Source organism: Leifsonia sp. Soil_N53, assembly GCF_057655165.1.
In genome coordinates this window covers 187,156-214,135 of the sequence record NZ_JBDGMM010000064.1, presented here as the reverse complement: position 1 = coordinate 214,135, position 26,980 = coordinate 187,156, and the positions used below count along the sequence as shown (strand labels likewise).

Annotated in this window: 24 protein-coding genes; 15 read left to right on the top strand and 9 right to left on the bottom strand. The window is 70.8% G+C overall.

What is annotated here, in order from left to right; genetic code table 11:
- The first annotated feature begins 36 nt into the window (after positions 1-36).
- From AC3A3H_RS14565 to AC3A3H_RS14550, 4 genes are read left to right on the top strand one after another with little or no spacing between them, the layout of a single operon-like run.
- Positions 37-1,008, top strand: coding sequence for an AAA family ATPase (locus AC3A3H_RS14565; protein ID WP_487615469.1), 972 nt, complete (start codon positions 37-39; stop codon positions 1,006-1,008).
- Positions 1,005-2,348, top strand: coding sequence for a DUF58 domain-containing protein (locus AC3A3H_RS14560; protein WP_487615261.1), 1,344 nt, complete (start codon positions 1,005-1,007; stop codon positions 2,346-2,348). The genes AC3A3H_RS14565 and AC3A3H_RS14560 overlap by 4 nt, the downstream gene beginning before the upstream one ends.
- Entirely contained in the window at positions 2,345-4,654 is a 2,310-nt protein-coding gene (locus AC3A3H_RS14555; protein WP_487615260.1) for a transglutaminase domain-containing protein, read from the top strand. Before AC3A3H_RS14560 ends, AC3A3H_RS14555 begins: the two co-directional genes overlap by 4 nt.
- Positions 4,651-5,268, top strand: coding sequence for a hypothetical protein (locus AC3A3H_RS14550; RefSeq protein WP_487615259.1), 618 nt, complete (start codon positions 4,651-4,653; stop codon positions 5,266-5,268). Before AC3A3H_RS14555 ends, AC3A3H_RS14550 begins: the two co-directional genes overlap by 4 nt.
- A gap of 66 nt (positions 5,269-5,334) precedes the next feature.
- On the opposite strand, the gene ald is transcribed toward AC3A3H_RS14550, so the two are convergent.
- Positions 5,335-6,450 carry an alanine dehydrogenase gene (gene ald, locus AC3A3H_RS14545; protein WP_487615258.1) on the bottom strand — a complete coding sequence of 372 codons (1,116 nt, stop codon included), beginning with the start codon at positions 6,448-6,450 and terminating at the stop codon, positions 5,335-5,337.
- Between the two features lie 365 nt (positions 6,451-6,815).
- Between ald and AC3A3H_RS14540 the strand changes: the two genes are divergently transcribed.
- Genes AC3A3H_RS14540 through AC3A3H_RS14525 form a run of 4 tightly spaced genes read left to right on the top strand, consistent with a single transcriptional unit; the run spans position 6,816 to position 11,013 of the window.
- Complete coding sequence (locus tag AC3A3H_RS14540; RefSeq protein WP_487615257.1) at positions 6,816-8,030, top strand: ABC transporter substrate-binding protein; 1,215 nt, start codon at positions 6,816-6,818, stop codon at positions 8,028-8,030.
- Complete coding sequence (locus AC3A3H_RS14535) at positions 8,030-9,229, top strand: ABC transporter ATP-binding protein (protein ID WP_487615256.1); 1,200 nt, start codon at positions 8,030-8,032, stop codon at positions 9,227-9,229. The genes AC3A3H_RS14540 and AC3A3H_RS14535 overlap by 1 nt, the downstream gene beginning before the upstream one ends.
- Positions 9,230-10,150 carry an ABC transporter permease gene (locus tag AC3A3H_RS14530; RefSeq protein WP_487615255.1) on the top strand — a complete coding sequence of 307 codons (921 nt, stop codon included), beginning with the start codon at positions 9,230-9,232 and terminating at the stop codon, positions 10,148-10,150. It abuts the gene before it with no gap.
- Positions 10,147-11,013, top strand: a complete 867-nt coding sequence (locus tag AC3A3H_RS14525; RefSeq protein ID WP_487615254.1) for an ABC transporter permease — start codon at positions 10,147-10,149, stop codon at positions 11,011-11,013. Before AC3A3H_RS14530 ends, AC3A3H_RS14525 begins: the two co-directional genes overlap by 4 nt.
- An 80-nt stretch (positions 11,014-11,093) precedes the next feature.
- Here AC3A3H_RS14525 and AC3A3H_RS14520 read toward each other — a convergent pair whose 3' ends face one another.
- Together AC3A3H_RS14520 and gabT are read right to left on the bottom strand one after the other, a co-directional pair.
- Positions 11,094-12,104: an asparaginase gene (locus AC3A3H_RS14520; protein ID WP_487615253.1), complete on the bottom strand. Its 1,011-nt coding sequence runs from the start codon at positions 12,102-12,104 to the stop codon at positions 11,094-11,096.
- Complete coding sequence (gabT, locus tag AC3A3H_RS14515) at positions 12,101-13,456, bottom strand: 4-aminobutyrate--2-oxoglutarate transaminase (RefSeq protein WP_487615252.1); 1,356 nt, start codon at positions 13,454-13,456, stop codon at positions 12,101-12,103. The genes AC3A3H_RS14520 and gabT overlap by 4 nt, the downstream gene beginning before the upstream one ends.
- A 38-nt stretch (positions 13,457-13,494) precedes the next feature.
- Between gabT and AC3A3H_RS14510 the strand changes: the two genes are divergently transcribed.
- Positions 13,495-13,968 carry an OsmC family protein gene (locus AC3A3H_RS14510; protein WP_487615251.1) on the top strand — a complete coding sequence of 158 codons (474 nt, stop codon included), beginning with the start codon at positions 13,495-13,497 and terminating at the stop codon, positions 13,966-13,968.
- Positions 13,969-13,996: 28 nt separating this feature from the next.
- Here the strand turns inward: AC3A3H_RS14510 and AC3A3H_RS14505 are convergent, their stop codons facing one another.
- Positions 13,997-14,230: a hypothetical protein gene (locus AC3A3H_RS14505; protein ID WP_487615250.1), complete on the bottom strand. Its 234-nt coding sequence runs from the start codon at positions 14,228-14,230 to the stop codon at positions 13,997-13,999.
- A gap of 67 nt (positions 14,231-14,297) precedes the next feature.
- Here AC3A3H_RS14505 and AC3A3H_RS14500 point away from each other — a divergent pair, with 67 nt between their 5' ends.
- Positions 14,298-14,780, top strand: coding sequence for a CGNR zinc finger domain-containing protein (locus AC3A3H_RS14500; RefSeq protein ID WP_487615249.1), 483 nt, complete (start codon positions 14,298-14,300; stop codon positions 14,778-14,780).
- Here AC3A3H_RS14500 and AC3A3H_RS14495 read toward each other — a convergent pair.
- The 3 genes from AC3A3H_RS14495 to AC3A3H_RS14485 are packed head-to-tail and all read right to left on the bottom strand — an operon-like array spanning position 14,777 to position 17,865.
- Positions 14,777-15,547: a lysophospholipid acyltransferase family protein gene (locus AC3A3H_RS14495; RefSeq protein WP_487615248.1), complete on the bottom strand. Its 771-nt coding sequence runs from the start codon at positions 15,545-15,547 to the stop codon at positions 14,777-14,779. The genes AC3A3H_RS14500 and AC3A3H_RS14495 overlap by 4 nt on opposite strands.
- Before the next feature lie 46 nt (positions 15,548-15,593).
- Entirely contained in the window at positions 15,594-16,499 is a 906-nt protein-coding gene (locus tag AC3A3H_RS14490; protein ID WP_487615247.1) for a hypothetical protein, read from the bottom strand.
- Positions 16,500-16,518: 19 nt separating this feature from the next.
- A complete protein-coding gene (locus AC3A3H_RS14485; RefSeq protein WP_487615246.1) occupies positions 16,519-17,865 on the bottom strand; it encodes an aminotransferase class III-fold pyridoxal phosphate-dependent enzyme in 1,347 nt (448 codons plus the stop codon).
- Positions 17,866-17,929: 64 nt separating this feature from the next.
- On the opposite strand from AC3A3H_RS14485, the gene AC3A3H_RS14480 reads away from it, so the two are divergent.
- The 5 genes from AC3A3H_RS14480 to AC3A3H_RS14460 all read left to right on the top strand — a co-directional run bounded on the left by AC3A3H_RS14480 (position 17,930) and on the right by AC3A3H_RS14460 (position 24,677).
- Positions 17,930-18,904, top strand: coding sequence for an FKBP-type peptidyl-prolyl cis-trans isomerase (locus AC3A3H_RS14480; RefSeq protein ID WP_487615245.1), 975 nt, complete (start codon positions 17,930-17,932; stop codon positions 18,902-18,904).
- Complete coding sequence (gene dxr / locus AC3A3H_RS14475; RefSeq protein WP_487615244.1) at positions 18,904-19,989, top strand: 1-deoxy-D-xylulose-5-phosphate reductoisomerase; 1,086 nt, start codon at positions 18,904-18,906, stop codon at positions 19,987-19,989. The genes AC3A3H_RS14480 and dxr overlap by 1 nt, the downstream gene beginning before the upstream one ends.
- A gap of 67 nt (positions 19,990-20,056) precedes the next feature.
- Positions 20,057-21,388, top strand: coding sequence for a M50 family metallopeptidase (locus AC3A3H_RS14470; RefSeq protein ID WP_487615243.1), 1,332 nt, complete (start codon positions 20,057-20,059; stop codon positions 21,386-21,388).
- 99 nt (positions 21,389-21,487) lie between these two features.
- Positions 21,488-22,624 (top strand): flavodoxin-dependent (E)-4-hydroxy-3-methylbut-2-enyl-diphosphate synthase, encoded by a 1,137-nt coding sequence (gene ispG / locus AC3A3H_RS14465; protein ID WP_487615468.1) that lies wholly within the window; start codon positions 21,488-21,490, stop codon positions 22,622-22,624.
- 286 nt (positions 22,625-22,910) lie between these two features.
- Positions 22,911-24,677: a proline--tRNA ligase gene (locus AC3A3H_RS14460; protein WP_487615242.1), complete on the top strand. Its 1,767-nt coding sequence runs from the start codon at positions 22,911-22,913 to the stop codon at positions 24,675-24,677.
- 52 nt (positions 24,678-24,729) lie between these two features.
- On the opposite strand, the gene AC3A3H_RS14455 is transcribed toward AC3A3H_RS14460, so the two are convergent.
- Both AC3A3H_RS14455 and AC3A3H_RS14450 read right to left on the bottom strand, forming a co-directional pair.
- Complete coding sequence (locus tag AC3A3H_RS14455; RefSeq protein WP_487615241.1) at positions 24,730-25,803, bottom strand: FUSC family protein; 1,074 nt, start codon at positions 25,801-25,803, stop codon at positions 24,730-24,732.
- Between the two features lie 33 nt (positions 25,804-25,836).
- Complete coding sequence (locus AC3A3H_RS14450) at positions 25,837-26,925, bottom strand: winged helix DNA-binding domain-containing protein (protein ID WP_487615240.1); 1,089 nt, start codon at positions 26,923-26,925, stop codon at positions 25,837-25,839.
- Positions 26,926-26,980 lie beyond the last annotated feature (55 nt).

Here is a 26,980-nt window from a genome sequence, read left to right as displayed (position 1 = left end):
GCGGCGCTGCTCACGCAGACCCAGAGAGGCCACAGCATGACGATGACCCCCGAGCAGGCCGGCTGGTTCTCGGGCGTGTTCGACCGCCTCGTGCAGAACATCGACCGCGTGCTCCTCGGCAAGTCGCACGTCATCCGCCTGGCCCTGGTCGCCCTGATGAGCGAGGGCCACCTGCTGCTCGAGGACTTCCCGGGCACCGGCAAGACCTCGCTGGCCCGCGCGATGGCGGAGAGCGTGCGCGGCACGACCAACCGGGTCCAGTTCACCCCCGACCTGCTGCCCGGCGACATCACCGGCGTCAACATCTACGATCAGCGCACCGGCGCCTTCGAGTTCCACCGCGGTCCGGTGTTCGCCAACATCGTGCTGGCGGACGAGATCAACCGCGCCTCGCCCAAGACCCAGTCCGCGCTCCTGGAGGTCATGGAGGAACAGCAGGTCACCGTGGACGGCGTCCGGCACCAGGTCGGCGAGCCGTTCATGGTCATCGCGACGCAGAACCCGATCGAGCAGGCCGGCACCTACCGGCTGCCGGAGGCGCAGCTCGACCGCTTCCTGATGAAGGCGTCGATCGGCTACCCGGACCACGAGGCGACCCTCCGCATCCTGGAGGGCGCCGAGCGGCGGGCGCACGAGATCGTCGTGCCCGAGATCATCTCGGCCGAGACGGTGCTCGAGATGGCCGACCTCGCGCGCGGCGTGCACGTGGACCCGACCATCAACGACTACGTGTCGCGGCTGGTGGACGCCAGCCGCTCGGCCGACGAGATCCGGCTCGGCGTCAGCGTGCGCGGCGCTCTCGCGCTCGTGCGCGCCAGCAAGACGCTCGCGGCGGCGTCCGGCCGCTACTACGTGACCCCCGACGACGTGAAGGCCCTGGCCGAGCCGGTGCTGGCGCACCGCCTGGTGCTCGACCCCGAGGCGGAGTTCGAGGGCGTCACGGCCTCCAGCGTCGTCGGCCAGCTGCTCATCGAGGTGCCGCCGCCCAGCGATCGGGCCGCCGTGTGACCAGCACCGTCAGCCGCACCCAGGTCGAGCTCACCAACGCGCGGGCCCGGATCGTCGGCGAGCGCGACGGCGTCCTCGCCGACGCGATCGTGTGGACGGTCCGGACCAGCTCCGTCGCCGGCCGTGCCATCGCGACGGCCGCGCGCGCTCTGAGCGCGGTGATCACGCCGCTCGGCTGGTCGATGGCGGCGGTGACGGTGCTCGCGCTCGTGGCCGGCTACGCGCTCGGCTGGACGGAGGCCGTCGTGGTGGGCTGGATGGCGGTGGCGCTGCTGCTGATCGCCTCGCTCTACCTGGTGGGCCGGATCGCGTACGACGTCGGCCTGACCCTGCCGACGAACCGGGTGGTGGTGGGCGACCGCGCACCGGGGGAGGTCACCATCCGCAACCCCGTCCGGCGGCGGCTGCCCGGCGTGCGGGTGGAGGTGCCGGTCGGCGCGGGGCTCGCGGAGTTCGCGGCGCCCGCGCTGGCGAGCGGCGAGGAGCACTCGGACGTCTTCGTGGTGCCGACCAGCCGGCGCGGCATCGTGCCCATCGGCCCGGTCCGCACCGTGCGCGCCGACCCGGTCGGGCTGCTGCGCCGGGAGATGGTGTGGGCCGACTCGCTCGACCTGTTCGTGCATCCGCGCACCATCGCCATCCCGAGCATGAGCACGGGCTTCGTGCGCGACCTCGAAGGCGCGCCCACCCGTGACCTGACCCAGAGTGACGTGGCCTTCCACGCGCTGCGCGAGTACATGCCCGGCGACGAGCGGCGCAACATCCACTGGAAGAGCACCGCGAAGACCGGCAGCTACATGGTGCGGCAGTTCGAGGAGACCCGGCGCAGCCACCTCCTGGTGGCACTGAGCCTGTCGGAGGCGGACTACGCGACGGAGGAGGAGTTCGAGCTGGCCGTCAGCGCGACCGGTTCGCTCGGCGTGCGCGCGATGCTCGACTCCCGGACGGTGTCAGTGGTGGCGAGCGCCGAGACGCCGGACTTCGCCAAGCGCGTGCTGTTCAGCGCCCGCCGGCTGAGCACCGTCGGCCGGGGGCGCCTGCTCGACGACCTGGCAGGGGTGGAGACCGCGGAGTCCGCGCTGCGGCTTCCCGAGCTCGCCCAGGTCGCCAGCGAGGACGCGGCGGGCATCTCCATCGCGTTCCTGCTCTGCGGCTCGACGGTGACCGCCACGCAGCTCCGCGCGGCGGCCGCGCACTTCCCGCTCGGGGTCGACGTGGTCGCGATCGTCTGCGACGGCGGCGCGCTGCCGACGCTGCGGCGCGTGGCCGACCTCAGCGTGCTGACCATCGGCTACCTGGAGGACCTCCAGCGCAGCCTGGCGAAACGGCTCGCCACATGATCGGCCGGCTGCCCTGGCGCTCGGCCGCCGTCGACATCGCGTTCGCGCTGGCGGCGGTGGCGCTCGCGGCGTGGTCGTTCTGGCCGGTGTACCAGTCCGGCGCGTTCGTCACGATGCTGGTGGCGACGCTGGTCCTCGGCGGCGCCGTCGGCGTCCTGGGTGCGACGTTCCGCTGGCCGAGCATCGTGGTGGCCGGCGTCGTGCTCCTCGTCTACCTCGGCACCGGCGTGCAGCTCGCCGTGCCGGGCCAGGCCACGGCGAGCGGACTGCTGCCGACCGGGCCGGGGTTCCTCGACCTCGTCCAGGGCACCTGGCTCTCGTGGAAGCAGCTGGTCACCATCTCGGTGCCGGTCGGGTCGTACGAGGCCCTCCTGGTCCCCGCGTTCCTGCTGGTGCTGCTCGCCGCCGCGATCACCACGAGCGTCGCGCTCCGGTCGACGGTGCCGGAGCTCGCCGGCATCCCGCCGGTGGTCGTGCTCGTCGCCGGGATCGCCTTCGGATCGTCGCTGGCCCCCGTGCCGCTCTGGCTGGTGATCGCGCTGTTCGCGCTGCTGCTGGTGTGGAACATCCGGCTGCGGCTGCGGCGGAGGACGGCCGCGGTGCGCACGCTGCGCGCGCAGAGCGGACTCACCGTCGAGACCCGGCGCGAGCGCGGCTCGACCGCCGTGCTGACGGCGACCGGGGCCGCGGTCATGCTCGCGGGAGCCGCGGCGGTCGGAATCGGCGCGACGGTCCTCGTGCCGCCGGCCAACGACCGCCAGGTGGTGCGCACGGCCGTCGAGCAGCCGTTCGACCCCCGGGCGTACCCGAGCCCGCTGACGGGGTTCCGGTCGTACTTCGAGCCGTCGGCGGCCACCGAGCCGATGCTGAGCGTGGCCGGGCTGCCGGCCGACGGGCGCATCCGGATCGCCACGCTCGACACCTACGACGGCGTCGTGTACTCCGTCGGCAGCGACGCGGTCTCCAGCGCCTCCGGATCGTTCGTGCGGCTGCCGTACCGGCTCGACCAGAGCGGAACCAAGGGCGCATCGACCGAGCTGACCGTGACCGTGCGCGGCTACCGGGGCCCGTGGGTGCCCGGCTCCGGCCAGCTCGAGCAGCTCCAGTTCTTCGGCCCGCACGCCGCGAACCTGTCCGGGGCGTACTTCTACAACGACGTGACGGGGACCGGGGCCGTGATGGCGTCCCTGCACGACGGCGACACGTACGTGGCCGACTCGGTCACACCTCCCAAGCTCTCGGCGGCGCAGCTGACGAAGGTGCAGCCGGGGTCCGACTCGGTGCCGCGGCCGACGGTCATCCCGGACGAACTCCAGTCGACACTGCAGAAGTACACGGCAGGAGTCTCCGGCGCCGGCGCGAAGCTCGCCGCCGCGCTGAAGGGACTCCAGACCGACGGCTACCTCTCCCACGGCGTCGGCAAGAACGAGCCGGCGAGCCGCTCCGGGCACGGCGCCGACCGGATCACAGAGCTCCTGACGGACGTCCCGATGCTCGGCGACCAGGAGCAGTACGCCGTGACGGCGGCCCTGATGGCTCGGCAGCTGGGCTTCCCTGCCCGGGTCGTGATGGGGTTCGTGGCCCCGGCCGACTCGCGCGGCCCGGTCACGCTGCTCGGCTCCGACGCGTCGGCGTGGATCGAGGTCCAGACCACGACCGGCTGGGTCACCGTGGACCCGACGCCGCCCGTCCGTCCCGTGCCGCCGAAGCAGCCGCAGCAGCCGACGGAGATCTCCCGCCCGCAGACGAACGTGCAGCCGCCGATCGATGACACGCCTCAGCAGAACGAGGAGCCGCCGAACGCGCAGGTCGAGAACACCAACCCGCACGCGCCCGACCCGGTCCTGGAGACCCTGCTGGCGATCCTCGCCGTGATCGGCTGGAGCCTGCTCGTCGTGGCGGTGTTCGCGGCGCCGTTCCTCGCGGTGATCGCGGCCAAGTGGCGCAGGCGGTCGTTGCGGAGGTCGGCGGCGACCGCGGCCGACCGGATCGTCGGCGGCTGGCGCGAGTTCGCCGACGCGGCCGTGGACCACGGCTACGATCCGCCGCCGGCGGCGACGCGGCTGGAGTTCGCGACCACGATCGGCGGCACCCGCGCCGCGGCGCTCGCCCAGGTCGCCGACCGCGCGGTCTTCAGCCCGCTCGCGCCCTCCCGCGAGGAGGCGGACACGGTGTGGAAGGCCGTCGACGACCTCCGTGGCCAGCTCGATCGGCGCGACACGCGCTGGAAGCGGTGGCTGGCTGCGGTCTCGCTGCGCTCGCTCGGATACCGTGGGAGGACAGGAAAGGGGACGAGCAGGCGATGAGATGCCGGGTGTGCGGAGCGGAGCTCCACGAGGGGACGCTGTTCTGCGGCAACTGCGGAAGCTCGGTGACCGCCTCGCGCGTGCGGCCTCCCGAGATCGCGGACTCGCGCCCCTCCGACACCTCGATCGTCGCGCCGCTCGCGAAACCGGGCCCGGGCCGCTCGAAGCCTGCGGTCGCCGGCCGGTTCCCCGGCGAGGTGGAGCTCGACGAGGACGGACTGCCGCCTACCGAGGCGATCGACGTCGTGCCGCTCGACACTGCGCCTCCCGCGCCTCCCGTGGTCCGCGTCCGCGTCTACCGGCTGAGCTTCTCGACGGGGGAGTCCGTGGAGGTGCGCGGCAGCGGACTCGTGGGCCGGCGCCCGATCACGCAGCCGGGTGAGCACGTGGACCAGCTCGTCGCGATCTCCGACCCGGCCAGGAGCGTCTCCAAGACCCACCTCGAGTTCGGGCTCGAGGGCGACGACCTGTGGATCTGCGACCGCTACTCCGGCAACGGCACGGTCGCCCGACCGCTCGGCGGCGTCGCGCGCCAGTGCGAGGCCGGCCGCCGCTACCGCGTGGAGCGCGGCACGCGGGTCGACATCGGCGACCAGTGGTTCGACGTCAGCTGAGCTTCGATGTGAGTCGAGCTCCGACGTGAGCTGAGCGGGCGATCCGCCCAGCCCGCGTCGGTCGTCTCAGACCAGCGCTTCGGCGAGCGGCGCGTCCACGATCCCGTGCGCCTCGGCGACGCCCGCGTTGGTCACGTGGCCGTCGTGCACGTTGAGGCCGAGCGCGAGCGACGCGTCGGTGCGCAGAGCGGCCTGCCAGCCGTTGTTGGCGATCGCGCGCGCGTACGGCAGCGTGGCGTTGGTGAGCGCGTAGGTGGAGGTGTGCGGCACCGCACCCGGCATGTTCGCCACGCAGTAGAACAGCGACTGGTGCACCGTGAAGGTGGGGTCGGCGTGCGTGGTGGGGTGCGAGTCGGCGAAGCAGCCGCCCTGGTCGACGGCGATGTCGACGAGCACGCTGCCCGGCTTCATCCGGGAGACCAGCTCGTTGCTGACGAGCTTGGGCGCCTTGGCGCCGGGGACGAGCACCGAGCCGATCACGAGGTCGGAGGCCACGACGGCCTTGTCGATCTCGAAGCTGTTCGAGGCGATCGTCTTGATGCGGCCGGCGTACAGCGCGTCGAGCTCGCGGAGGCGGGCGATGTTCGTGTCCAGCACGGTCACCTCCGCGCCGAGGCCGACCGCGACCGAGGTAGCGTTCGTGCCGGCGACGCCGCCGCCGAGGACCGTGACGACAGCCGGGTGGGTGCCGGGGACGCCCGGGATCAGGAGGCCGGGGCCGCCGTTCGGCTTCAGCATGGTGTTGGCGCCGACGATCGGCGCCAGCCGGCCGGCGACCTCGCTCATCGGGGCGAGCAGGGGGAGCGCCCGATTGGGCAGCTGGACCGTCTCGTACGCGATCGCGGTGACGCGTGCGTCGAGGAGCGCGCGGGTGAGCGCCTCGTCCGCTGCGAGGTGCAGGTAGGTGAACAGCACCAGGCCTTCGCGGAAGTGGCCGTACTCGGAGGCGATCGGCTCCTTCACCTTGAGGATGAGCTCGCCCGCCGCCCAGGTCGACGCCGCGTCGGGGAGGATCGTCGCTCCCGCGCCGGCGTACAGCTCGTCGGGGATGGACGAGCCGATGCCCGCTCCGGTCTCGACGTACACCTCGTGGCCGGCTCCGACCAGGTCGTGCACGCCTGCGGGCGTAATCGCCACGCGGAATTCGTTGTTCTTGATCTCGCGGGGGATCGCGACCTTCATGGGGCTCCTCAGCTCCTCACACTTCGACGTGATGGTTCGCCTTCACCTTAGCTGCCTTCACGGAGGATTTCGATAGCGATTCGGGAACCATCGTGCTGATTCCGTAAATTCGCGATTGAACCAGGGCCGATTTCGTCAGTTCGTCTCGCTGCGCATTCGCGCGCCGCGCGCTGTGTGCGGTTTCCCCCGTCATTCGGACGTTTCGGCACGGATTTCGTGACGATCATGTTTCGGAATGGACGATTCGCCCTTTTTGGGGTGCGAATCGCGCCGGTCCTATGTCAGTATCGACCCACCACGAAGCACATCGATGTGCTTCGGCGGATCGCCCCCAGGCGCTACCAGATAGATCCAAGGAGCCCGAAGTGAAGAACAGGCCACTCCCGAACGACCCGATGATCCGCCAGCTGGTGCAGTCGGCACGCGCATCCCAGCTCACCCGTCGTGGCCTGCTGGCCGGCGCGACCGCCGGAGCCGCAGCTTTCGCCCTGGCCGCGTGCTCGACCGGAGGAGCCTCCGGCAAGCCCACCCCGGCGAAGGACCAGTCGTCCAGCGACAAGACGCTCACCTGGGCCAATTGGCAGGCGTACCTCGACCAGGACGACAACGGCAAGTACCCGACGCTCGAGGCGTTCCAGAAGCAGTCCGGCATCAAGGTCAAGTACGACGTCGCCGTCGACGACAACAACACGTACTACGCCAAGGTCAAGGACCAGCTCGCGCTCGGCAAGGACATCGGCGCCGACACCGTCTGCCTCACCGACTGGATGATCGCCCGCTGGATCCGGCTCGGCTACGTGCAGAGCTTCGACGAGTCGGCCATCCCGAACAAGAAGAACCTCACATCCAACCTGGTGGACGTCGACTTCGACCCGGGCCGCAAGAAGTCGCTGCCCTGGCAGAGCGGGTTCGCGGGCATCTGCTGGAACAAGGAGAAGCTCCCGAACGGCCTGAAGTCGGTCGAAGACCTGTGGAAGCCGGAGCTCAAGGGCAAGGTCGGCGTGCTCAGCGAGATGCGCGACACCATGGGGCTGCTCCTGCTGCAGCAGGGCGTCGACATCTCGAAGGACTTCAGCGACGACGACTTCAACAAAGCCATCGACACGCTGACCAAGGAGGTCAACGACGGCCAGATCCGCAACATCAAGGGCAACTCGTACCTGAACGACCTGAAGTCGGGCGACACGCTCGCGGCGATCTGCTGGTCGGGCGACATCACCCAGCTCAACGCCGAGGCCGGCGACAACTGGGAGTTCGCCATCCCGGAGGCCGGCGGCACGCTGTGGAGTGACAACTTCGTCATCCCGATCGGGTCGCCGCGCAAGGCGAACGCCGAGAAGCTGATCGACTACTACTACCAGCCGGAGGTCGCCGCCGAGGTCGCCGCGTGGGTCAACTACATCACGCCGGTGCAGGGCGCGAAGGAGGCCGCGGTGAAGATCGACCCCGAGCTGGCCGACAACCAGCTCATCTTCCCCAATGAGGAGACGCTGTCGAAGGTGAAGATCTTCCGCAGCCTCACGCCCGCCGAAGAGCAGAAGTACCAGACGGCGTTCCAGAAAGTGATCCTGGGGGCCTGATGCCGAAGGGAGTCTTCGCCGAGTCCGGCGCCGACCTGCAGCTGGTCGGCATCAAGAAGCGGTTCCCCGGGTTCACCGCCATCGAGAGCCTCGACCTGACGATCCCCGCCGGGTCGTTCTTCGCCCTGCTCGGCCCCAGCGGCTGCGGCAAGACGACGACCCTGCGGCTGGTCGCGGGCCTGGAGGAGCCGACCGAGGGCCGCATCCTGATCGGCGGGAAGGACGTGACCAGCACCAAGCCCTACCAGCGGCCGGTCAACACCGTCTTCCAGAGCTACGCGCTCTTCCCGCACATGACGATCCTGGAGAACGTGGCCTTCGGCCTCCGCCGCCGCCGCATCGGGGACCCGGTCGCCAAGGCGCACGAGGCCCTGCGGCTGGTGGAGCTGGACCACCTCGCGGCGCGGCGCCCGGCGCAGCTCTCCGGCGGCCAGCAGCAGCGCGTCGCGCTGGCGCGCGCGGTCGTCAACCGGCCGGCGCTCCTGCTCTTGGACGAGCCGCTCGGCGCGCTCGACCTCAAGCTCCGCCGCCAGATGCAGCTCGAGCTGAAGTCGATCCAGACCGAGGTGGGGCTGACCTTCGTGCACGTCACGCACGACCAGGAGGAGGCCATGACCATGGCCGACACCGTCGCGGTGATGAACAAGGGCCGGATCGAGCAGATGGGCGCCCCCGCTGTGCTCTACGAGCTGCCGTCGACGGTCTTCGTGGCGAACTTCCTCGGCCAGTCGAACCTGTTCGCCGGCCCCGTGGTCGACAGCGCGGGCGACACGATCGGCGTGGAGGTCGCGGGCCACCGCGTCCAGGTGCCGCGGTCGCGCGCCCAGCGCAGCTCGGGGACGGTCACGGTGGGCGTCCGCCCGGAGAAGCTGACGCTCCACACGGGGGAGGGGACCATCCCCGGCGGCGCCAACCGGCTCGGCCCCGGCCGGGTCATCGACGTCTCGTTCAGCGGCGTGAGCACGCAGTACCTGGTGGACGTCCCCGGCATCGGCTCGGTGGTCGTGTTCGCGCAGAACCTCGCCAGCGGCCCTGCCGCGGGCTTCGGCGACCAGGTCTGGGTCTCGTGGGACGCCGCCCACACCTTCGTGCTGGCGGACGAGCCGCCGGCCGACGGGAAGTTCGCCGACGACACCGACACGCAGGCGGTGGCGGCGCAGGCGAAGGAGCGGCTGCTCTCCGAGCTGGAGGAGGCGTAGATGGCGATCGCCGCCTTCACCGGCCCTCCCGCCACCCAGGACCAGGAGCCCGCGGCACGGCGCAAGTCGGGGATCGCGCTGGTCCTGCTGCTGCCCGGCGTGCTGTACCTGGTGCTGTTCTTCCTCACCCCGCTCGTCTCGCTGATCATCACCTCCTTCCAGGCGCCCGCGCCGGAGGGCGACATCGGCGAGTACGTCGCGGCGTTCCAGTGGCAGAACTACACCGACGCGATCTCGGAGTACTGGCCGCAGATCCTGCGCTCGTTCGGCTACGCGCTGATCGCCACCGCAGCGGCGCTCGTGATCAGCTACCCGCTGGCCTACTTCATCGGCGTGAAGATGCGCGCGAAGCCGGTGCTGCAGAACCTGCTGATGACGCTGGTCATCGCGCCGTTCTTCATCAGCTTCCTGCTGCGGACGCTCGCCTGGAAGTCCATCCTGAGCGACGACGGCTGGGTCGCGAGCTCGCTCAAGGCGCTCAGCATCCTCCCGCCGGACGCCCACATCACCGGGACGCCCTTCTCGGTCATCTTCGGTCTGACGTACAACTTCATCCCGTTCATGACGCTGCCGTTGTACTCGACGCTGGAGCGGCTGGACACCCGCCTGCTGGAGGCCGGCAGGGACCTCTACGCCAGCAACTGGATGACGTTCCGCAAGATCACGATCCCGCTGTCGATGCCCGGCATCGTCTCCGGGACGCTCTTGACGTTCATCCCGGCCGCGGGCGACTACATCAACGCGTCGCAGGACTTCCTCGGCGCCGCCGACACCTCGATGATGGGCAACGTCATCGAGAGCAACTTCCTGGTGCTGCAGAACTATCCGGCGGCGGCGGCGATGTCCGTCATCCTGATGGCGGTCATCCTGGTGATTGTCGGCTTCTATGTGCGGCGGAGCGGGACGGAGGATCTGCTGTGACGACGACGACGAACACGACGACGCCATCACGCGGCACGGCGCCGACGACGGGGCGGACCCGCTCGGGGTGGCGGTTCCAGGGGCTCGGGCTCGGCGTCTACGCCTTCCTGGCGCTGGCGTTCCTGCTCATCCCGATCGTCTACACGTTCGTGTTCTCGTTCAACGACGCGATCAAGAACAACATCGCCTGGCGCGGCTTCACCCTCCGCAACTGGACGAACGTCTGCGACGCGGCCGGGATCTGCGACGCGTTCGCGGCGTCGATCATCATCGGCATCATCTCGACGGTGATCGCCACGGTGCTCGGCACCATGATCGCGATCGCGCTGATGCGTTACCGGTTCCGGTTCCGCTCGCAGACCAGCCTGCTGCTGTTCCTGCCGATGGCGAGCCCGGAGGTCGTGCTCGGCGCCGGGCTCGCGGCGCAGTTCCTGAGCCTCAGCGTGAACAAGGGCTTCGGGACGATCATCATCGCCCACGTGATGTTCTGCATCAGCTTCGTGGTGGTGACGGTGAAGGCGCGCGTCGCGTCGCTGGACCCGGCGCTGGAGGAGGCGGGGCGTGACCTGTACGGCTCGCCGAACGCGGTGTTCTGGCGGATCACCTTCCCGCTGCTGCTGCCGGGCATCCTGTCGGCCGCGCTGCTGTCGTTCTCGCTGAGCTTCGACGACTTCATCATCACGAACTTCAACGCCGGCGCGGTGACGACGTTCCCGATGTACGTCTACATCGCGGCGTCGCGCGGCATCCCGGCCCAGGCCAACGTGATCGCCTCGGCGGTGTTCATCCTGACCATCCTGGTCGTGCTGATCTCGCAGCTCACCGCCGCCGCCCGAGCCAAGCGCCTGGCGCGCACCCAGTAACCCACCCCACCTCCGCGAGGGGTACGTTGTTGTCACTTTTCGAGCCCGAAAGTGACGACAACGTGCCCCTCGGCGGGGTTTTAGCGGGTGTAGGAGGCGCGGATCGCGCCGACGGGAACGCCGTTGCCGAGGACCGCGAGGTCGAGCTTCGCGGCGACGGCGTCCACCGCGGCGCGCTCGACGCCGCCGGCGTCGGCCAACAGCGACAGCGCGACGATGCTCGCCGCACGGAGGCTGCCGTCCAGCACCTTGAGGCTCACGGTCGTGCCGTTCGGCGCGGCCATCACCATGACGCCCTCGGCGCCGAGCTTGGCGAAGACCCCGAGCTCGTCGATCACGACGGTGTTGGCGCGGCCCGGGCCGTCGATGGCCCAGCCGTTGGCCAGGACGGCCGTGCGCAGCACGGCAGCGTTGCGGTAGAGCGCGAAGGGCGAGCCCTCGGACGCCGTGCCGATCCGCTGGATGCCGCGGGCGAGCGCCAGCAGCGACATCGCGTGCACGGGCGCGCCGCAGCCGTCGACACCGGTCGCGACGACCTTCTCGCCGGTCAGGCGCTCCGTCGTGTCGCGGATGTGCTGCTGCAGCGGATGCTGCTGGCTGAGGTAGCTCTCCAGCGGCCAGTGGTTGATGCGGCAGGCCAGCAGCATCGCGGCGTGCTTGCCGGAGCAGTTCATGTACACCGGGCTGCGCTGGGCGCCGTCGCGGATGGCGCTCTCGCGCGCCGTGCCGTCCAGCGGCCAGTCGGCCGGGCAGTGCAGGGCGTCCTCGGTGAGCTGGGCCTGCGCCAGCAGCCCGCGGACGACCGAGACGTGGGCCGGCGTGCCCGCGTGGCTCGCGGTCGCGAGTACGGCTCCCGCGCCCTCCAGCGCCACGCCCGCGCCCATGACCGCGACGGCCTGGAACGGCTTGAGCGACGACCGCGGGAACACCGGCTTCTCGGGAGCGCCGAGCGAGAGCACGACGTCGCCGTCGGGGCCGAGGACCACGGCCGAGCCCGCGTGCCGGGACTCGACGAAGCCGCTGCGCTCGACGACGGCGAGCTCCACCGCCTCGTCGGTCCCGAAGACCGCGGCGGACGACTGCGGCGTCACAGCGCGGCGAAGGCGTCGTCGAGGACGGAGACGGCGTCCGCGATGAGCGCGTCGCTCACGGCCAGACTCGGCAGGAAGCGCAGGACGTTGCCCCAGGTGCCGGCGTTCAGGAAGAGGATGCCGCGCTGCGCCGCGTAGGCGATGATCGCGTTCACGGCCTCCGGGTTCGGGACCTTGGTGGTCTCGCCGGTGCCGGGCTGGACCAGCTCGATCGCGACCATCGCGCCGATGCCGCGCACCTCGCCGATGATGTCGTACTTCCGCTGCAGCTCTTCGAGCGCGGGCTTCAGCGACTTCTCGATGCGCGCGCCGTGGCCGAGGAGGCCGCCCTTGTCGATCTGCTCGAAGACCGCGATCGCGGCGGCGGCGGCGACCGGGTTGCCGCCGAACGTGCCGCCGAGGCCGCCGGGCTGCGCGGAGTCCATGATCTCGGACCTGCCCGTGACGGCGGCGAGCGGGAGGCCGCCTGCGATGCCCTTGGCGCTCAGCACCAGGTCGGGGACCAGCCCGAAGTGCTCGCTGGCGAAGTACGCCCCGGTGCGCGCCATGCCGCTCTGGATCTCGTCCGCGATGAAGACGACGCCGTTGGCCGTGCACCACTCCTGCAGCGCCGTGAGGTAGCCCTCGGCGGGGACGACGAAACCGCCCTCGCCCTGGATCGGCTCGACGACGAGGCAGGCCAGGTCGGACGCGCCGATGACCTTCTCGAGGTACGCGATGGTGCGGGCCGCCGCCTCGGCCCCGGTGAGGCCGTCGCGGTACGGGTAGGAGTTGGGCGCGTGGTAGATGTCGCCCGCGAACGGCCCGAAGCCGGTCGCGTAGGGCATGGCCTTGTAGTTCATGGCCATCGTGAGGTTGGTGCGGCCGTGGTACGCGTGGTCGAGCACGGCGACGGCACGGCGGCCGGTGTGCTTGCGGGCGATCTTCACGCCGTTCTCCACGGCCTCCGCACCGGAGTTGACCAGCACGGTCTTCTTGGCGTGGTCGCCGGGCGTGTGCTCGGCGAGCAGCTCGGCGACGCGCACGTACTCCTCGTACGGGGTGATGGTGAAGAGCGTGTGGATGACGTCCTGCAGCTGGTTCGCCGCGGCCGCGACGACCGCGGTCTCGGTGTGGCCGACCGTGGTCACGCCGATGCCGGCGCCGAAGTCCACGAACTGGTTGCCGTCCACGTCGACGAGGATGGCGCCGTTCGCGCGGGCGATGTAGACCGGGAGCGCCGAGGAGACGCCGGTCGGCACGACGGCGAGGCGGCGCTGGTGGAGCTCCTGAGACTTCGGGCCGGGGACGGCGGTGACGATGCGGCGTTCTTGCTCCACGGTGAACGTGGGCGTGCTCAGGGTGTCAGTCATGATGCAGGCCAGTTTAGCCGGGGTGCGAGAATCGGAGCATGAAGCTCGAGCACCGCTATGAGATCGACCTGCAGTGGACAGGCAACCGGGGGGAGGGGACCAGCGGGTACAAGTCCTACGGTCGCGACCACACGGTGAGCACCGAGGGCAAGCATCCGATCGAGGGTTCGGCCGACCGCACCTTCTTCGGCGACACGGACCGCTGGAACCCCGAGGAGCTGCTGCTCGCCGCGCTCAGCCAGTGCCACATGCTCAGCTACCTCGCGGAGGCCGCGCGCGCCGGCGTCGTCGTCGTGGGCTACACCGACGCGGCCAGCGGCGTGATGGAGCAGACCAACGACGGCGGCGGCCGTTTCACCAGTGCGACGCTCCGGCCGAAGGTCACGATCGCGGATCCCGCGCAGGCCGAGCTCGCGGCGTCCCTGCACGCTCCGGCGTCGGTCAAGTGCTTCATCGCGTCGAGCGTGAACTTCCCGGTCGGGCACGAGCCGGAGACCCTGACGCTGGCCTGACGGCGGCCGTCCGTCGGCTCGCCCTCCGTCAGACGGCGCGGCCGCGCAGCCGGCCGGTGTCGTTCGCAGGGCGCGCCGATGCGGCGCTCTGCTGCGGTTCGGGCGCGGCCCAGCGGTGGATCGCGGCGACCCAGCGTTCGTCGCGGGTGAGTGGCGCGGGCTGTTCGATGCCGGAGTCGCGCTGCGCCCGGCGAAGCGCGTCCTCCTCTGCGCGGCGCACGAGCGCGTCCTGCGAGATGGACCAGAAGACCAGCGGATGCATGATAACCACCTATCAGCTTTGACTGGTTATAGATTACCGTAACCTGCTATTGAGTTACAATGGTTATATGCGTACGAATGAGCCCGAGTTGGGCGCCGACTTCCTGGTCGCGTTCCTCAACACGCTGGACGTGGAGGAGCGCACCGACGCGCTCGACGACGCGGCCGGGTTCGCCGTCTGGGCGCACGATCACGGGGTCGAGCCGGGGGACCCGGAGGAGACCCGCAGCGTGCGTGACGCCCTCCGCCGCGTGATCGACGGCGAGGAGGCCGACCTCCCCGCCGTCTCCCTGACCACCGCGTGCGGGGAGCGCTCGGTGGAGCTGAGCGCGCGCACGGCGGGGGAGGCCGCGGTCGCGAGCTCTGTGGTGCTGAGCATCCAGGGCAAGCTCGGCCGGGTCAAGCTGTGCGGCGGGGACGACTGCCGGTGGGCGTTCTACGACAGCTCCCGCAACGGCTCCCGCCAGTGGTGCTCCATGGAGGTCTGCGGCAACCGGCAGAAGGCGCGGACGTTCCGCGCCCGCCGCGAGGAGCACGAGGCTGGGGCCTAGAGCCGTTCGGGCCGCAGCGCGCGCTTGACCCGCTCGACGGTGTTCGCGGGCGGCGACTCGTTGTAGCTGCCGGCGAGCTCCTGGCCGGTGAGGCCGTGGATCGCTGCCATGATCTCGTCGGTCGCCTGGCGCCGCGCGCGCCCGGACTCGGCCGGGCCGTAATGGGCGACGTCGATCGGCTCGCCGAAGGCGATGGTGATCCGCCGGATGCGCGGGAACTTCGCGCCGACCGGCTGGACCTCGTTCGTGCCGATGAGACCCACCGGCACGACCTTGGCGCCCGTGGTCAGCGCCAGCCAGCCGATGCCGGTGCGGCCCTTGTAGAGCCGGCCGTCCAGCGAACGGGTGCCCTCGGGATAGATCGCGAACGCGGCGCCCGTGTCGATGATCCTGCGCGACTGCTCCAGGGCCTCCTGAGCGGCCTGGCCGGCACCGCGCTTGACGCCGACCGCGCCGATCGCCGTGAAGAACGACCGCGACAGCGCGCCCTTCGCACCGGTCCCCTCGAAGTAGTGCGATTTCGCCAGGAACTGCACCCGGCGCGGGGAGATCATCGGGATGACGAGCGAGTCGATGAACGACAGGTGGTTGCTGGCCAGGATGAGCTTGCCGTGCCGCGGCACGTTCCGGGTGCCGATGACGTGCGGCCGGAAGATGAGCCGCAGCAGCGGGGCGACGATCCGTCGGCCCACGAAGTAGAGCAGGCCAGGGCGCGGAAGGACGTCGTCCTGCGCCTCAGGCCCGTCGTCGGGTGCTGTCAGACTCACAGGACGAGGCTAGTCGCGGTCGTATGCCACGACCGGCATGCGTCGGTCAACTCTGGAACGGCCGCAGCGGCGCGCAGCCCCAGCCGCCGGTGTAGATCAGGCAGGGGAGCTGGAGTCCGGGGTAGCGGACCGAGTGCGGGTCGCCGAACCAGCGGTTGTAGATCCGCGAGAAGTTGAGGTTGCCGAACGCCGAGCAGGCGTCGCCCGGGCCGGTCGGCTGGGCGACGGTCTTCGCGTCCGGTTGGTACGGCGTGTAGTTGTAGAGGTTCGCCGTCGCCTGGTTCACCACAGTGACCTTGCTCGATCCGCACGAGGCGTCCGGGTGGTACTGGATGCGGTTCGCGCCGATCCGGTAGCGCCAGTCCTGCGGGTGCGCGGTGTACTCGCGGAACTGCCATGCGGCGCGGTAGACCTGGTTGAAGAAGCCGAAGTAGCGCGTGTCGCAGCCTGCGGTGTCCGGGCAGGCGTAGCCGGTCGCCTTCTGGTAGCCGCTCGCGCTCGGCGTGGTGAGCAGCGATTGCTCCTTCTGCAGCAGCACGAGGAGGACGCGCGGGCTGATCGTGCACGCCTGTGCGACGCGCACGATGATGCTGCTGGCCCGTTGGTTCTTCCGGGCCGGGATGGCCGCGCAGCGTTCGGCCGAGGCCGGGGTCCGCGGCACGTCCATGCGGAAGTCCGCGAGGCACGGCGAGGCGTCCTTCGGCCTGCACGAGCGCTCGTCGAGGAAGTGCTGCACCTGGTCGGCCGTCATCGCGTACGGGTTGTAGAAGCTGTCGTCGCTGATGATGTCGCCCGGGTCGAACCGCGGCTGTTCCGCCGCGCGGACGGGCGCGGCCGCTGAGCCAGCCGCGCGGGCGGCATCCGCGGCCCCCGCGTCCAGCGCCGGGAGCGCGGCGAGCACCGCCGCGGTCACGAGGACCGCGGCGGCGAGCCGTCGGCGGGGGAGTCGCATCGCGATCGGGCCGCGCTGGTCAGCCGAGCCGGCCGAGCGCCTCTTCGATGACCGTGGCGGCGTCGTCGATGAGCTCCTCGCTGATCACGACGGAGGGGAGCAGGCGCAGCACGCTGTCCCAGCTGCCGGCGTCGAGCGGGATGACGCCGTTGGCGGTCGCGTGCGCGAGCACGGCCTTCAGGGCCTCCGGGTTGGGCTTCTTCGTGCCGGGCACGACGAGCTCGACGCCGAACATCGCCCCGATGCCGCGCACCTCGCCGACGACCGGGAAGCGCTCCGCCCAGTCTCCGATGCGCGCCCAGAGCGCCTTCTCGACCCGCTTCGCCTCCGCCAGCAGGTCCTCCCGCTCGAACGCCTCGAAGACCGCGAGCGCGGCGGCGGTGGACACCGGGTTGCCGCCGAACGTGCCGCCGATGCCGCCGGGCTGGACCGCGTCCATGATCTCGGCGCGGCCGGTCACCGCCGCGAGCGGGAACCCGCCCGCGATGCCCTTGGCCGTGGTGATGAGGTCCGGCACGACGCCGTGGTGCTCGATCGAGTACCAGGTGCCGGTGCGGCCGACACCGGCCTGGATCTCGTCCGCGACGAACACGATGCCGTTCTCGGTGCAGTACTCCGACAGCCGCTTGAAGTAGCCCGGCGCGGGGATGATGATGCCGCCGTCGCCCTGCACGGGCTCGACGAACAGCGCGGCGAGCTCGGTCGCGCCGATGTGCGTCTCGATGTAGTCGATCGTGCGCTCGGCGGCCTCCTCGCCCGTCATCCCCTCGGGGTCGCGGAACGGATAGTTGATCGGGAGGCTGTAGATCTCGCCGGGGAACGGGCCCATGCCCGCGCGCTCCGGCCAGGGGCGGTAGGTCATCGCCATGGTCAGGTTGGTGCGGCCGTGGAAGGCATGGTCGAGGGTCGCGATCGCGCGGCGGCCCGTGTACTTGCGGGCGATCTTGACCGCGTTCTCGACGGCCTCCGCGCCCGAATTGACCAGGATGCTGTGCTTCTCGAAGTCGCCGGGCGTGATCTCGGCCAGCTTCTCGGCGACGCGCACGTAGTTCTCATACGGGGTCACGGTGAAGAGCGTGTGGGTGAGCTTCGCGGCCTGCTCGGCCGCCGCCGCGGCGACGGCCGGGTGGGCGTGGCCGATGGTGGTCACGCCGATGCCGCAGCCGAGGTCGATCAGGCGGTTGCCGTCGACGTCCACCAGGATCGCGCCGGAGCCGGACTCCATGTAGATGTTCGCGAGCGTCCCGGCGCCACGGCTGACCGACGCGACGCGGCGCTGCTGCAGCTCCACGGAGCGCGGGCCGGGCAGCTCGGTGACGACGTGGCGGGACTGGGGGACGGAGAAGTCGCGGGTCATGTCATCCATCGTATGGGCCTGTTCCGGTGTTCGTTCAGCGGGGACCTAGGTGGATGGGGCAGACTGGCTCATCGTGCGCAGATCCCTTTCCGTCCTCACCGCAGCCCTCGTCGTCGCCGGCCTCGCCGCCTGCAGCTCCTCCTCGCCCGCTCCTTCGGCCTCCAGCACGGCCGCCGCGGCGACCTGCCAGAACGTGAAGTCGGGCTCGTCGTCCGACTCCATCAAGGTCTCCGGCGGCTTCCTGAAGACCCCGGAGGTGACCGTCCCGGCTCCGCTGAAGACCAGCGACGTCGAGCGCACCGTGGTCATCAAGGGCAAGGGCAAGGAGGTCAAGGCGGGCGCCAGCATCGACATCGCCCTCGCCGCCTACAACGGCACCACCGGCAAGAGCCTCACCGACCCGGCCGGCTTCGACGGTCAGGCCACGCAGTCCATCACGGTCGACGACAAGACGTTCGTGCCAGGGCTCGTCCGCGCGGTCGAGTGCCTCCCGGTCGGGACGCGCGTCGTGCTGACCGCCCCGGCCAAGACCGCGTTCGGCAAGGCCGACATCTCGCAGCTCAAGCTGACCGACAAGGACACCGTGGTGTTCATCGCCGACATCGCTGACATCGCCCCGACTCGCGCGAACGGCAAGGCCGTCGCGCCGACCCCGGGCTTCCCGACCGTCAAGGACGACGCCAAGACCGGCGAGCCGAGCATCACCATCCCGAAGGCCGACCCGCCGACCGAGACCAAGGTCGCCGTGCTGAAGCAGGGCGACGGTGAGACCGTGCAGTCGGGCGACACCGTCACCGTCGAGTACAAGGGCGTGCTGTGGCGCAACGGCCAGATGTTCGACTCGAGCTGGAGCCGCAACCAGGTCGCGACCTTCCAGACCACCGGCGTCGTCAAGGGCTTCCAGAAGGCTCTGGAGGGTCAGAAGGTCGGCTCGCAGGTGATCGCGATCGTCCCGCCGGCCGACGGCTACGGAGCGCAGGGTTCCGGTGACATCAAGGCGACGGACACAATGGTGTTCGTCATCGACATCCTGAAGACGAGCCGCTGATGTCCGCGCGCCGCGTCGTCATCCTCGGCTCGACCGGGTCGATCGGCACGCAGGCGCTCGATGTGATCACGGCGAACCCCGAGCGGTTCGACGTGGTCGGGCTGACCGCCGGCCGCAACGCAGGCCTCCTCGCCGAGCAGGCGGAGCGGTTCGGGGTGCGCGACACGGCGCTCGGCGCCGAGGACGCTGTGCGGCTGATCCGCTCGGTGGACGCCGACGTGGTGCTCAACGGCATCACCGGCTCCGTCGGGCTCGGGCCGACGCTCGCCGCCCTGGAGACCGGCGCGATGCTCGCGCTCGCGAACAAGGAGTCGCTGATCGTCGGCGGCGCCCTGGTCAAGGCGGCCGCCGCTCCCGGGCAGCTCGTGCCCGTCGACTCCGAGCACTCGGCGCTCGCCCAGGCGCTGCGGTCCGGCGCGCCGGGCGAAGTGCGCCGGCTCGTGCTGACGGCGTCGGGAGGTCCCTTCCGCGGCCGCTCCCGCGACTCCCTGCGCGATGTCACCCCGGCGGAGGCGCTCGCGCACCCCACCTGGGACATGGGCCTCGTGGTGACGACCAACTCGGCCACCCTGGTGAACAAGGGGCTGGAGGTCATCGAGGCCCACCTGCTCTTCGACGTCCCGTACGAGCGGATCGACGTCACCGTGCACCCGCAGTCCGTCATCCACTCGATGGTGGAGTTCGTGGACGGCTCGACCATCGCGCAGGCCTCGCCGCCGGACATGCGCCTGCCCATCTCGCTCGGCCTCGGCTGGCCGGACCGGGTGCCGGGCGTCGGCGCGCCGCTGGACTGGACCCGGTCGCACACCTGGACGTTCGAGCCGCTCGACGGCGAGGCCTTCCCCGCCGTCGCGCTCGCGAAGCGCGTCGGCACGGCGGGCGGCACGTACCCCGCGGTGTTCAACGCGGCCAACGAGCAGGCGGTCGCGGCGTTCCACGCGGGCGCGATCGGTTACCTGGACATCGTGGACACGGTCGAGCGCGTCGTCGACGAGCACGAGCCGGCGGGCGAGCTCACGCTGGAGTCGCTGGCAGAGGCCGAGCGCTGGGCGCGCGCGACCGCCGACGCCCACCTGGCGCGCTGACGGCACCCTTCGCGCGCGCATAGCGATCGTGCGGCTGCCTCCAAGAGTCCGCCGCTAGCCTTGCCACGTGGATTCCGTGCTGCTGTTCGTCCTCGGCGTCGTCATCATCCTGATCGGCGTCGCGCTCTCGATCGCGCTGCACGAGATCGGCCACCTGGTGCCCGCCAAGCTGTTCGGCGTCAAGGTGACTCAGTACATGATCGGGTTCGGCCGCACGCTGTTCTCGTTCCGGCGCGGCGAGACCGAGTACGGCGTCAAAGCCATCCCGCTCGGCGGCTACATCTCGATGATCGGGATGTTCCCGCCCGGCAAGGACGGCGGCAACGGACGCAACGCCACTACCGGCTTCATGCAGGCGATGGTGCAGGATGCGCGCAGCTCCAGCGCGGAGACCGTTGGCGAGGGCGAGGAGGACCGCACCTTCTACCGCCTCTCGGTGTGGAAGCGCATCGTCATCATGTTCGGCGGGCCGTTCATGAACCTGCTGATCGCCGTCGTGCTGTTCGGCGTGCTGCTGATGGGGTTCGGGACCGCCCAGGCGTCGACCACCATCGGGACGGTCAGCCAGTGCGTCCAGCCCACGACGAGCACCTCGCAGACCTGCGGCGCCGATGCGAAGCCGGCCCCGGCCTCCGCGGCAGGGCTGAAGCCCGGCGACACGATCGTGAGCATCGGCGGCAAGACCATCACATCGTGGGCTCAGTCCACCGCGATCATCCGTGAGTCGGCGGGTGTTCCGCTGACGGTCGTGGTCCGGCGCGACGGCCAGGAGCGAACCGTCGTCCTCACGCCGCTGACGAACACGGTCGCCAAACTCGACGCGAACGGGCTGGCGGTCAAGTCCGCAGACGGCGGCATCGAGACCGTGAAGGCAGGCTTCGCGGGCATCGGAACCGTGGAGAAGCTCGTCCCGCAGCCCATCACCTCCGTCCTCCCGGCCGTGGGCGCCCAGACCTCCGCGGTCGTCGGCGTCGTCATCCACCTGCCGCAGCGCATGGTCGACGTCTGGAACGCCGCCTTCGGCTCCGGCCAGCGCGACCCGAACGGCCCGATCAGCCTGGTCGGCGTCGGGCGCGCGGCGGGGGAGCTGACCGCGCTCGACGGCGTGCCGGTGGTCGACAAGGTCTACACGATGATCGGCATCCTGGCGTCGCTCAACATCGCGCTCTTCGTCTTCAACCTGATCCCGCTGCTGCCGCTCGACGGCGGCCACATCGCCGGGGCCCTCTGGGAGGGCTTCCGGCGGTCGATCGCGAAGCTGTTCAAGCGGCGCGATCCGGGGCCGGTCGACATGGCCAAGCTGATGCCGCTGACGATGGCCGTTGTCGTCGTCCTGGGCGGGATGAGCCTGCTGCTGATGTACGCGGACATCGTCAAGCCGGTCAACCTGTTCGGCTGAGCCGGGCGTTCACGCCGGTTGCGACCGGCGTTCACCGCACGCCCAGCCGCCTCCCACCGGCACGCGTAGGATTGTCGGGTGGCAGCAATCAATCTGGGGATGCCCAAGGTCCCCGAGACCCTCGCACCCCGTCGCAAGTCCCGCCAGATCCGTGTCGGAAAGGTCCTGGTCGGCGGCGACGCCCCGGTCAGCGTCCAGTCGATGACCACGACGCCGACGACCAACATCAACGCGACCCTCCAGCAGATCGCCGAGCTGACCGCCTCCGGCTGCGACATCGTCCGCGTCGCCGTGCCGAGCCGGGACGACGCCGAGGCGCTGCCGATCATCGCCAGGAAGAGCCAGATCCCGGTCATCGCCGACATCCACTTCCAGCCCAACTACGTCTACGCGGCCATCGACGCCGGCTGCGCGGCCGTGCGGGTCAACCCGGGCAACATCCGCAAGTTCGACGACCAGGTCGGCAAGATCGCCGCCTACGCGAAGGCCGCGGGCGTCTCGCTGCGCATCGGCGTCAACGCCGGCTCGCTGGAGCCGAGCCTGCTGCAGAAGTACGGCAAGCCGACCGCCGAGGCTCTCGTCGAGAGCGCGGTGTGGGAGGCGAGCCTGTTCGAGGAGCACGACTTCCACGACTTCAAGATCTCGGTCAAGCACAACGACCCGATCGTGATGGTCAAGGCCTACCGCCAGCTCGCCGAGCGCGGCGACTGGCCGCTCCACCTCGGCGTGACGGAGGCTGGCCCGGCGTTCCAGGGCACCATCAAGTCGGCGACCGCCTTCGGCATCCTGCTCTCGGAGGGCATCGGCGACACCATCCGCGTCTCGCTGTCTGCCCCGCCGGCCGAGGAGGTCAAGGTCGGCCTGCAGATCCTGCAGTCGCTCAACCTCCGCGAGCGCAAGCTCGAGATCGTGTCCTGCCCGAGCTGCGGCCGCGCCCAGGTGGACGTCTACACACTCGCCGACAGCGTCACCGAGGGCCTGCAGGGCATGAGCGTGCCGCTGCGCGTCGCGGTCATGGGCTGTGTCGTCAACGGACCGGGGGAGGCCCGCGAGGCCGACCTCGGCGTCGCCAGCGGCAACGGCAAGGGCCAGATCTTCGTCAAGGGCGAGGTCATCAAGACCGTGCCGGAGGCGGAGATCGTCGCGACCCTGATCGAGGAGGCCAACCGCATCGCCGCCGAGATGGCGGACGCGCAGGTCGCCTCGGGCGAGCCCACCGTCACCGTCGGCCACTGACCCACCCCGACCCGCGCCTTCACCGTAACTCCGGAGATCCAGTCCGATCCGAGCCGGATCTCCGTAGGAACGGTTCGCCACGCCGCGCGGCGTGCGAACCCTCCGGAGTTGCTGGCACAGTCCACTCATCCGGAGACTCAGTCCGACACGCCGCCCGCGGCTTCGTTCGTACGGAGATCGCGGCCGGGAGAGGCCGAATCTCCGGATGAAGCGCGGGCGAGGGGGGGACGGGGCCGGGGGCGGGCACCCCGCAAGGGTCCCCCCACCGCACCACTAACATGGAACGGTGCCTACTCGCCTGACGAACTACTTCCTCCGCACCCTCCGTGAAGACCCCTCCGACGCGGAGGTGACCAGCCACCGGCTCCTCGTGCGCGCGGGCTACATCCGCCGCCAGGCGCCGGGCATCTTCGCGTGGCTGCCGCTGGGGTTGCGGGTCAAGGGGCGCATCGAGCAGATCATCCGCGAGGAGATGACCGCCGCCGGGGCGCACGAGGTGCACTTCCCCGCGCTGCTGCCGCGCGAGCCCTACGAGGCCACCGGCCGCTGGGAGGAGTACGGCGACGGCATCTTCCGGCTCAAGGACCGCAAGGACGCCGACTACCTGCTCGCCCCGACGCACGAGGAGGTCTTCACCCTGCTGGTGAAGGACCTCTACTCGTCGTACAAGGACCTGCCGCTGTCGATCTACCAGATCCAGGACAAGTACCGCGACGAGGCGCGGCCCCGGGCGGGCCTGCTGCGCGGCCGCGAGTTCACCATGAAGGACGCCTACTCGTTCGACTACACCGACGAGGGCCTCGACACGAGCTACATGGCGCAGCGCGACGCCTACGAGCGCATCTTCAGCCGGCTCGGCCTGGACTACGTCATCGTGCAGGCCGACGCCGGCGCGATGGGCGGGTCTCGCAGCGAGGAGTTCCTGCACCCCACCCCGGTCGGGGAGGACACCTTCGTGCGCTCGGCGGGCGGCTACGCGGCCAACGTGGAGGCCTTCACCACCCTCGCCCCGCCCACCCGCGGCTACGAGAAGCTGACGCCGCAGGAGGTGCTCGACACCCCGAACACGCCCACCATCCAGACTCTGGTCGATGTCGCGAACGAGAAGCACCCGCGTCCGGACGGCCGATCGTGGACCGCGGCGGACACCCTCAAGAACGTCGTCCTCGCGCTCACGCACCTCGACGGCGCGCGCGAGCTCGTGGTCGTCGGCCTGCCGGGCGACCGGGAGGTCGACCTCAAGCGCGCCGAGGTCGCCTTCGCGCCCGCGGAGGTGGACGCCGCGACCGAGGACGACTTCCGCAAGCACCCCGGCCTGGTCAAGGGCTACATCGGCCCCTGGTCCGCCGACGGCGCCGTGCTCGGCGAGGAGGCCGCCACCGGCATCCGCTACCTGGTCGACCCGCGCGTTGTCGACGGCTCGGGCTGGATCACCGGCGCGAACCTGGAGGGCAAGCACGTCTTCGGGCTGGTCGCCGGCCGTGACTTCGGCTGGGACGGCACCGTGGAGGTCGCCGAGGTGAAGCCCGGCGACGCCGCCCCGGACGGCTCCGGCCCGGTCGAGCTCGCGCGCGGCATGGAGATCGGCCACGTCTTCCAGCTCGGCCGCAAGTACGCCGAGGCGCTGGGCCTGAAGGTGCTGGACGAGAACGGCAAGCTCGTCACCGTCACGATGGGCTCGTACGGGATCGGCGTCACCCGCATCCTCGCGATCATCGCCGAGGAGAACAACGACGACAAGGGCCTGATCTGGCCGGCCGCCGTCTCGCCGTTCGACGTGCACGTCGTCGCGGCGGGCCGAGAGGCCGTCGCGTTCGAGGTGGCCGAGCAGGCCGCCGCAGAGCTGGAGGCCGCCGGTCTCGAGGTCCTGCTCGACGACCGTCCCAAAGTGTCGCCCGGCGTGAAGTTCGGCGACGCCGAGCTCATCGGCATCCCGCGTGTGCTGGTCGCCGGCCGCGGCGCCGCCGACGGTGAGGTCGAGCTGTGGGACCGCCGCAGCGGCGAGCGGTCGACCCTTCCGCTGACGGAGGCCGTCGCCTCGCTGACCGCCTGAGCGAGCGCCGCAGCCCAACGAACGAGACGACGCCGCCTGACCGCACCGCGATTCAGGCGGCGTCGTCGTCTCCGGTGATCTCCGCGTGGATGCGGCGCAGGTCCTCCATGAGCGAGCCGATCAGCACCCAGTGCCGCGGGTTCGGCGTGCCGATGGCGAGCGGAGCCGTGAGCACCGGGATGCCCGCGGTGCCGGTGCCGCGCTCGGTCGCCGGCGCGTCGGGATCGCGCGACAGCAGCCGCAGGTCGTGCGCGGCGCGCTCCAGCTCGTCCGCGATGGCGGCGATGGTCGGCTCGTCGGCGAGGCTGTCGTCGTAGTGGTCGTGGAACGCCCTCGTCATCCCGAGCGACCGGGTGATCAGCGGCCGGAGCCGGGCGAACAACTGCTGATCGTGCTCCAGCACGACGCGGTGCCTGGATTGCCGCGGATTGAGGGTGAGGCTCTCGTCGGCGGCGGTGAGCGCGCCCTCGGCCTTCTTCTCCATCGGGCGCAGCAGGCGCGCCTCGATCAGGAGGGCGTCGCGCTCGCCCGGGGTCGGCCGGCTGGTGAGCGCGACGGCGAGCCGGTCGAGCGTCGCCGCGATCTCGCGGCCGAGGTCGAGCACGGCCGTGCGCGCCGGTGCGGTGAGCACCGGCGGGACGACCAGGATGTTGACGATGACGCCGATCGCCGCGCCGATCACGGTCTCCACGATGCGGGCGACCGCGTACTCCGAGTTCGTCGCACCGAGCGACAGCACGAGCATCACGCTGATCGGGATCTGGTTCGCCGTGCCGGGGGTGAGCTTGAGCGCCCACGCGATGATCAGGGAGGCGACGATCGCGAGCAGCACGATCCAGGTGTTCGCCCCGAACACCAGACCGACGATGTAGGCGATGACGACGCCGAGGATGACGCCGAGCGAGCGCTCGATCGCGCGCCCGACGGACTGGTTGACGCTCGGCTGCACGACGAGCAGGGCGGCGATGGTCGCGAACACGGGGAGCTCACCGGGGAAGATCAGCACCGCGACGCCCCACGAGATGATCATCGCGATGGCGGTCTTGGCGACCTGCAGGAACGGGATCCTCGTCGTGGCCCGGATGTTCGCGGGGAGGGAGAGGGGAACCCGGAACGACGAACGCACGTGTCCAGCGTAGCCGGGTGCCCGGCCGGCGGCTCAGGCCGCGAAGCGCCGGTAGGCCGCGGCGGCGCGCGTGGCCGCCCGCTCCTGGCCGGCGGTGAGCGGCGCGAACGACTCGATGTCCACTCCGCGGTCACCCGCCGCCCGCCCGTTCGCGCGGCGCCAGGTTCCCACCACGCGCCCTCGCACGACGAGGATCGGCTGGAAGACGCCGTTGCCGCCCGGCACGATCCGCTCGAAGTGCTCGTCGTCGAGCGCGAGGCCGCGCCGCTGGTAGCCGAGCAGGTACTCGTCGAACGCAGGGAGCAGCTGGACGGCCTCCCGCTCCCGCCGCGACTCGACGAGTCCGGCGGCGCGGTCGGCCAGCTCCGCGGTGACCAGGTACTCGACGCCGTCGACCTCCAGCGTCGTGAGCGCGTCGCCGAGGACCGCCCGCGCCGTCCTCGCCCCCGCCATCGTGCCCTTCGTCCACCAGACGAAGTCCTTGATCGTGGCGGGGCCGTGACCGTGCAGGTAGCGGAGCAGGAACTCGCCCAGTGCTTCGTCCGGTTCGAGCCGGCGCGACTCCGGCGCCCACTCGTCCAGGAGCACCAGCGCCTGCTGCGTGCGCAGCGTCGGCCCCCAGCAGACCACGCCGGTCTGCGCCAGGAAGTAGATGAGGTGGTACCCGCGCTGGCCGGCGGTGGCGATGCCCTTGCTCTCCCACAGCTCCATCAGCTCGGACCGGCCGATGCGGCCGCCGCCGGCGAGGGCCTCCGTGACCACGTCGCGCGCGCGGACGAAGTCGGGCGTCTCGAGCTCGAGCTGCTTGTGGCGGGAGGTGAGGCCGGCGACCATCCGGCCGGTGGTGACGCCGAGCATCCAGCGGAGGTCCTCCGGCGGGACGAAGTGGAGGGTGCCGCGCATGGGCCAGGACCGGACGATCCGGCCGGCGTCGAGGTCGGCGAGCACGTCGGCGCGGGTGGCGGCGTGCGTCCGCACCCCGAGCGCCCACGAGCCGGCGCCGAAGTCCTGGGCCTGCACGGCGAGCATCCGGCGCGCGACGTCGGCGGGGGAGGCCTCGCGGTCTCCGTCGATCGCGTGGGCGAGGCGGCGCAGGCGCAGCAGGTCGGCGCGGGAGGTCATGGAACCCAGTCTGGCGCACGCCTCCGACACGGCAGAGGGCGCCGGCCGGGGCCCG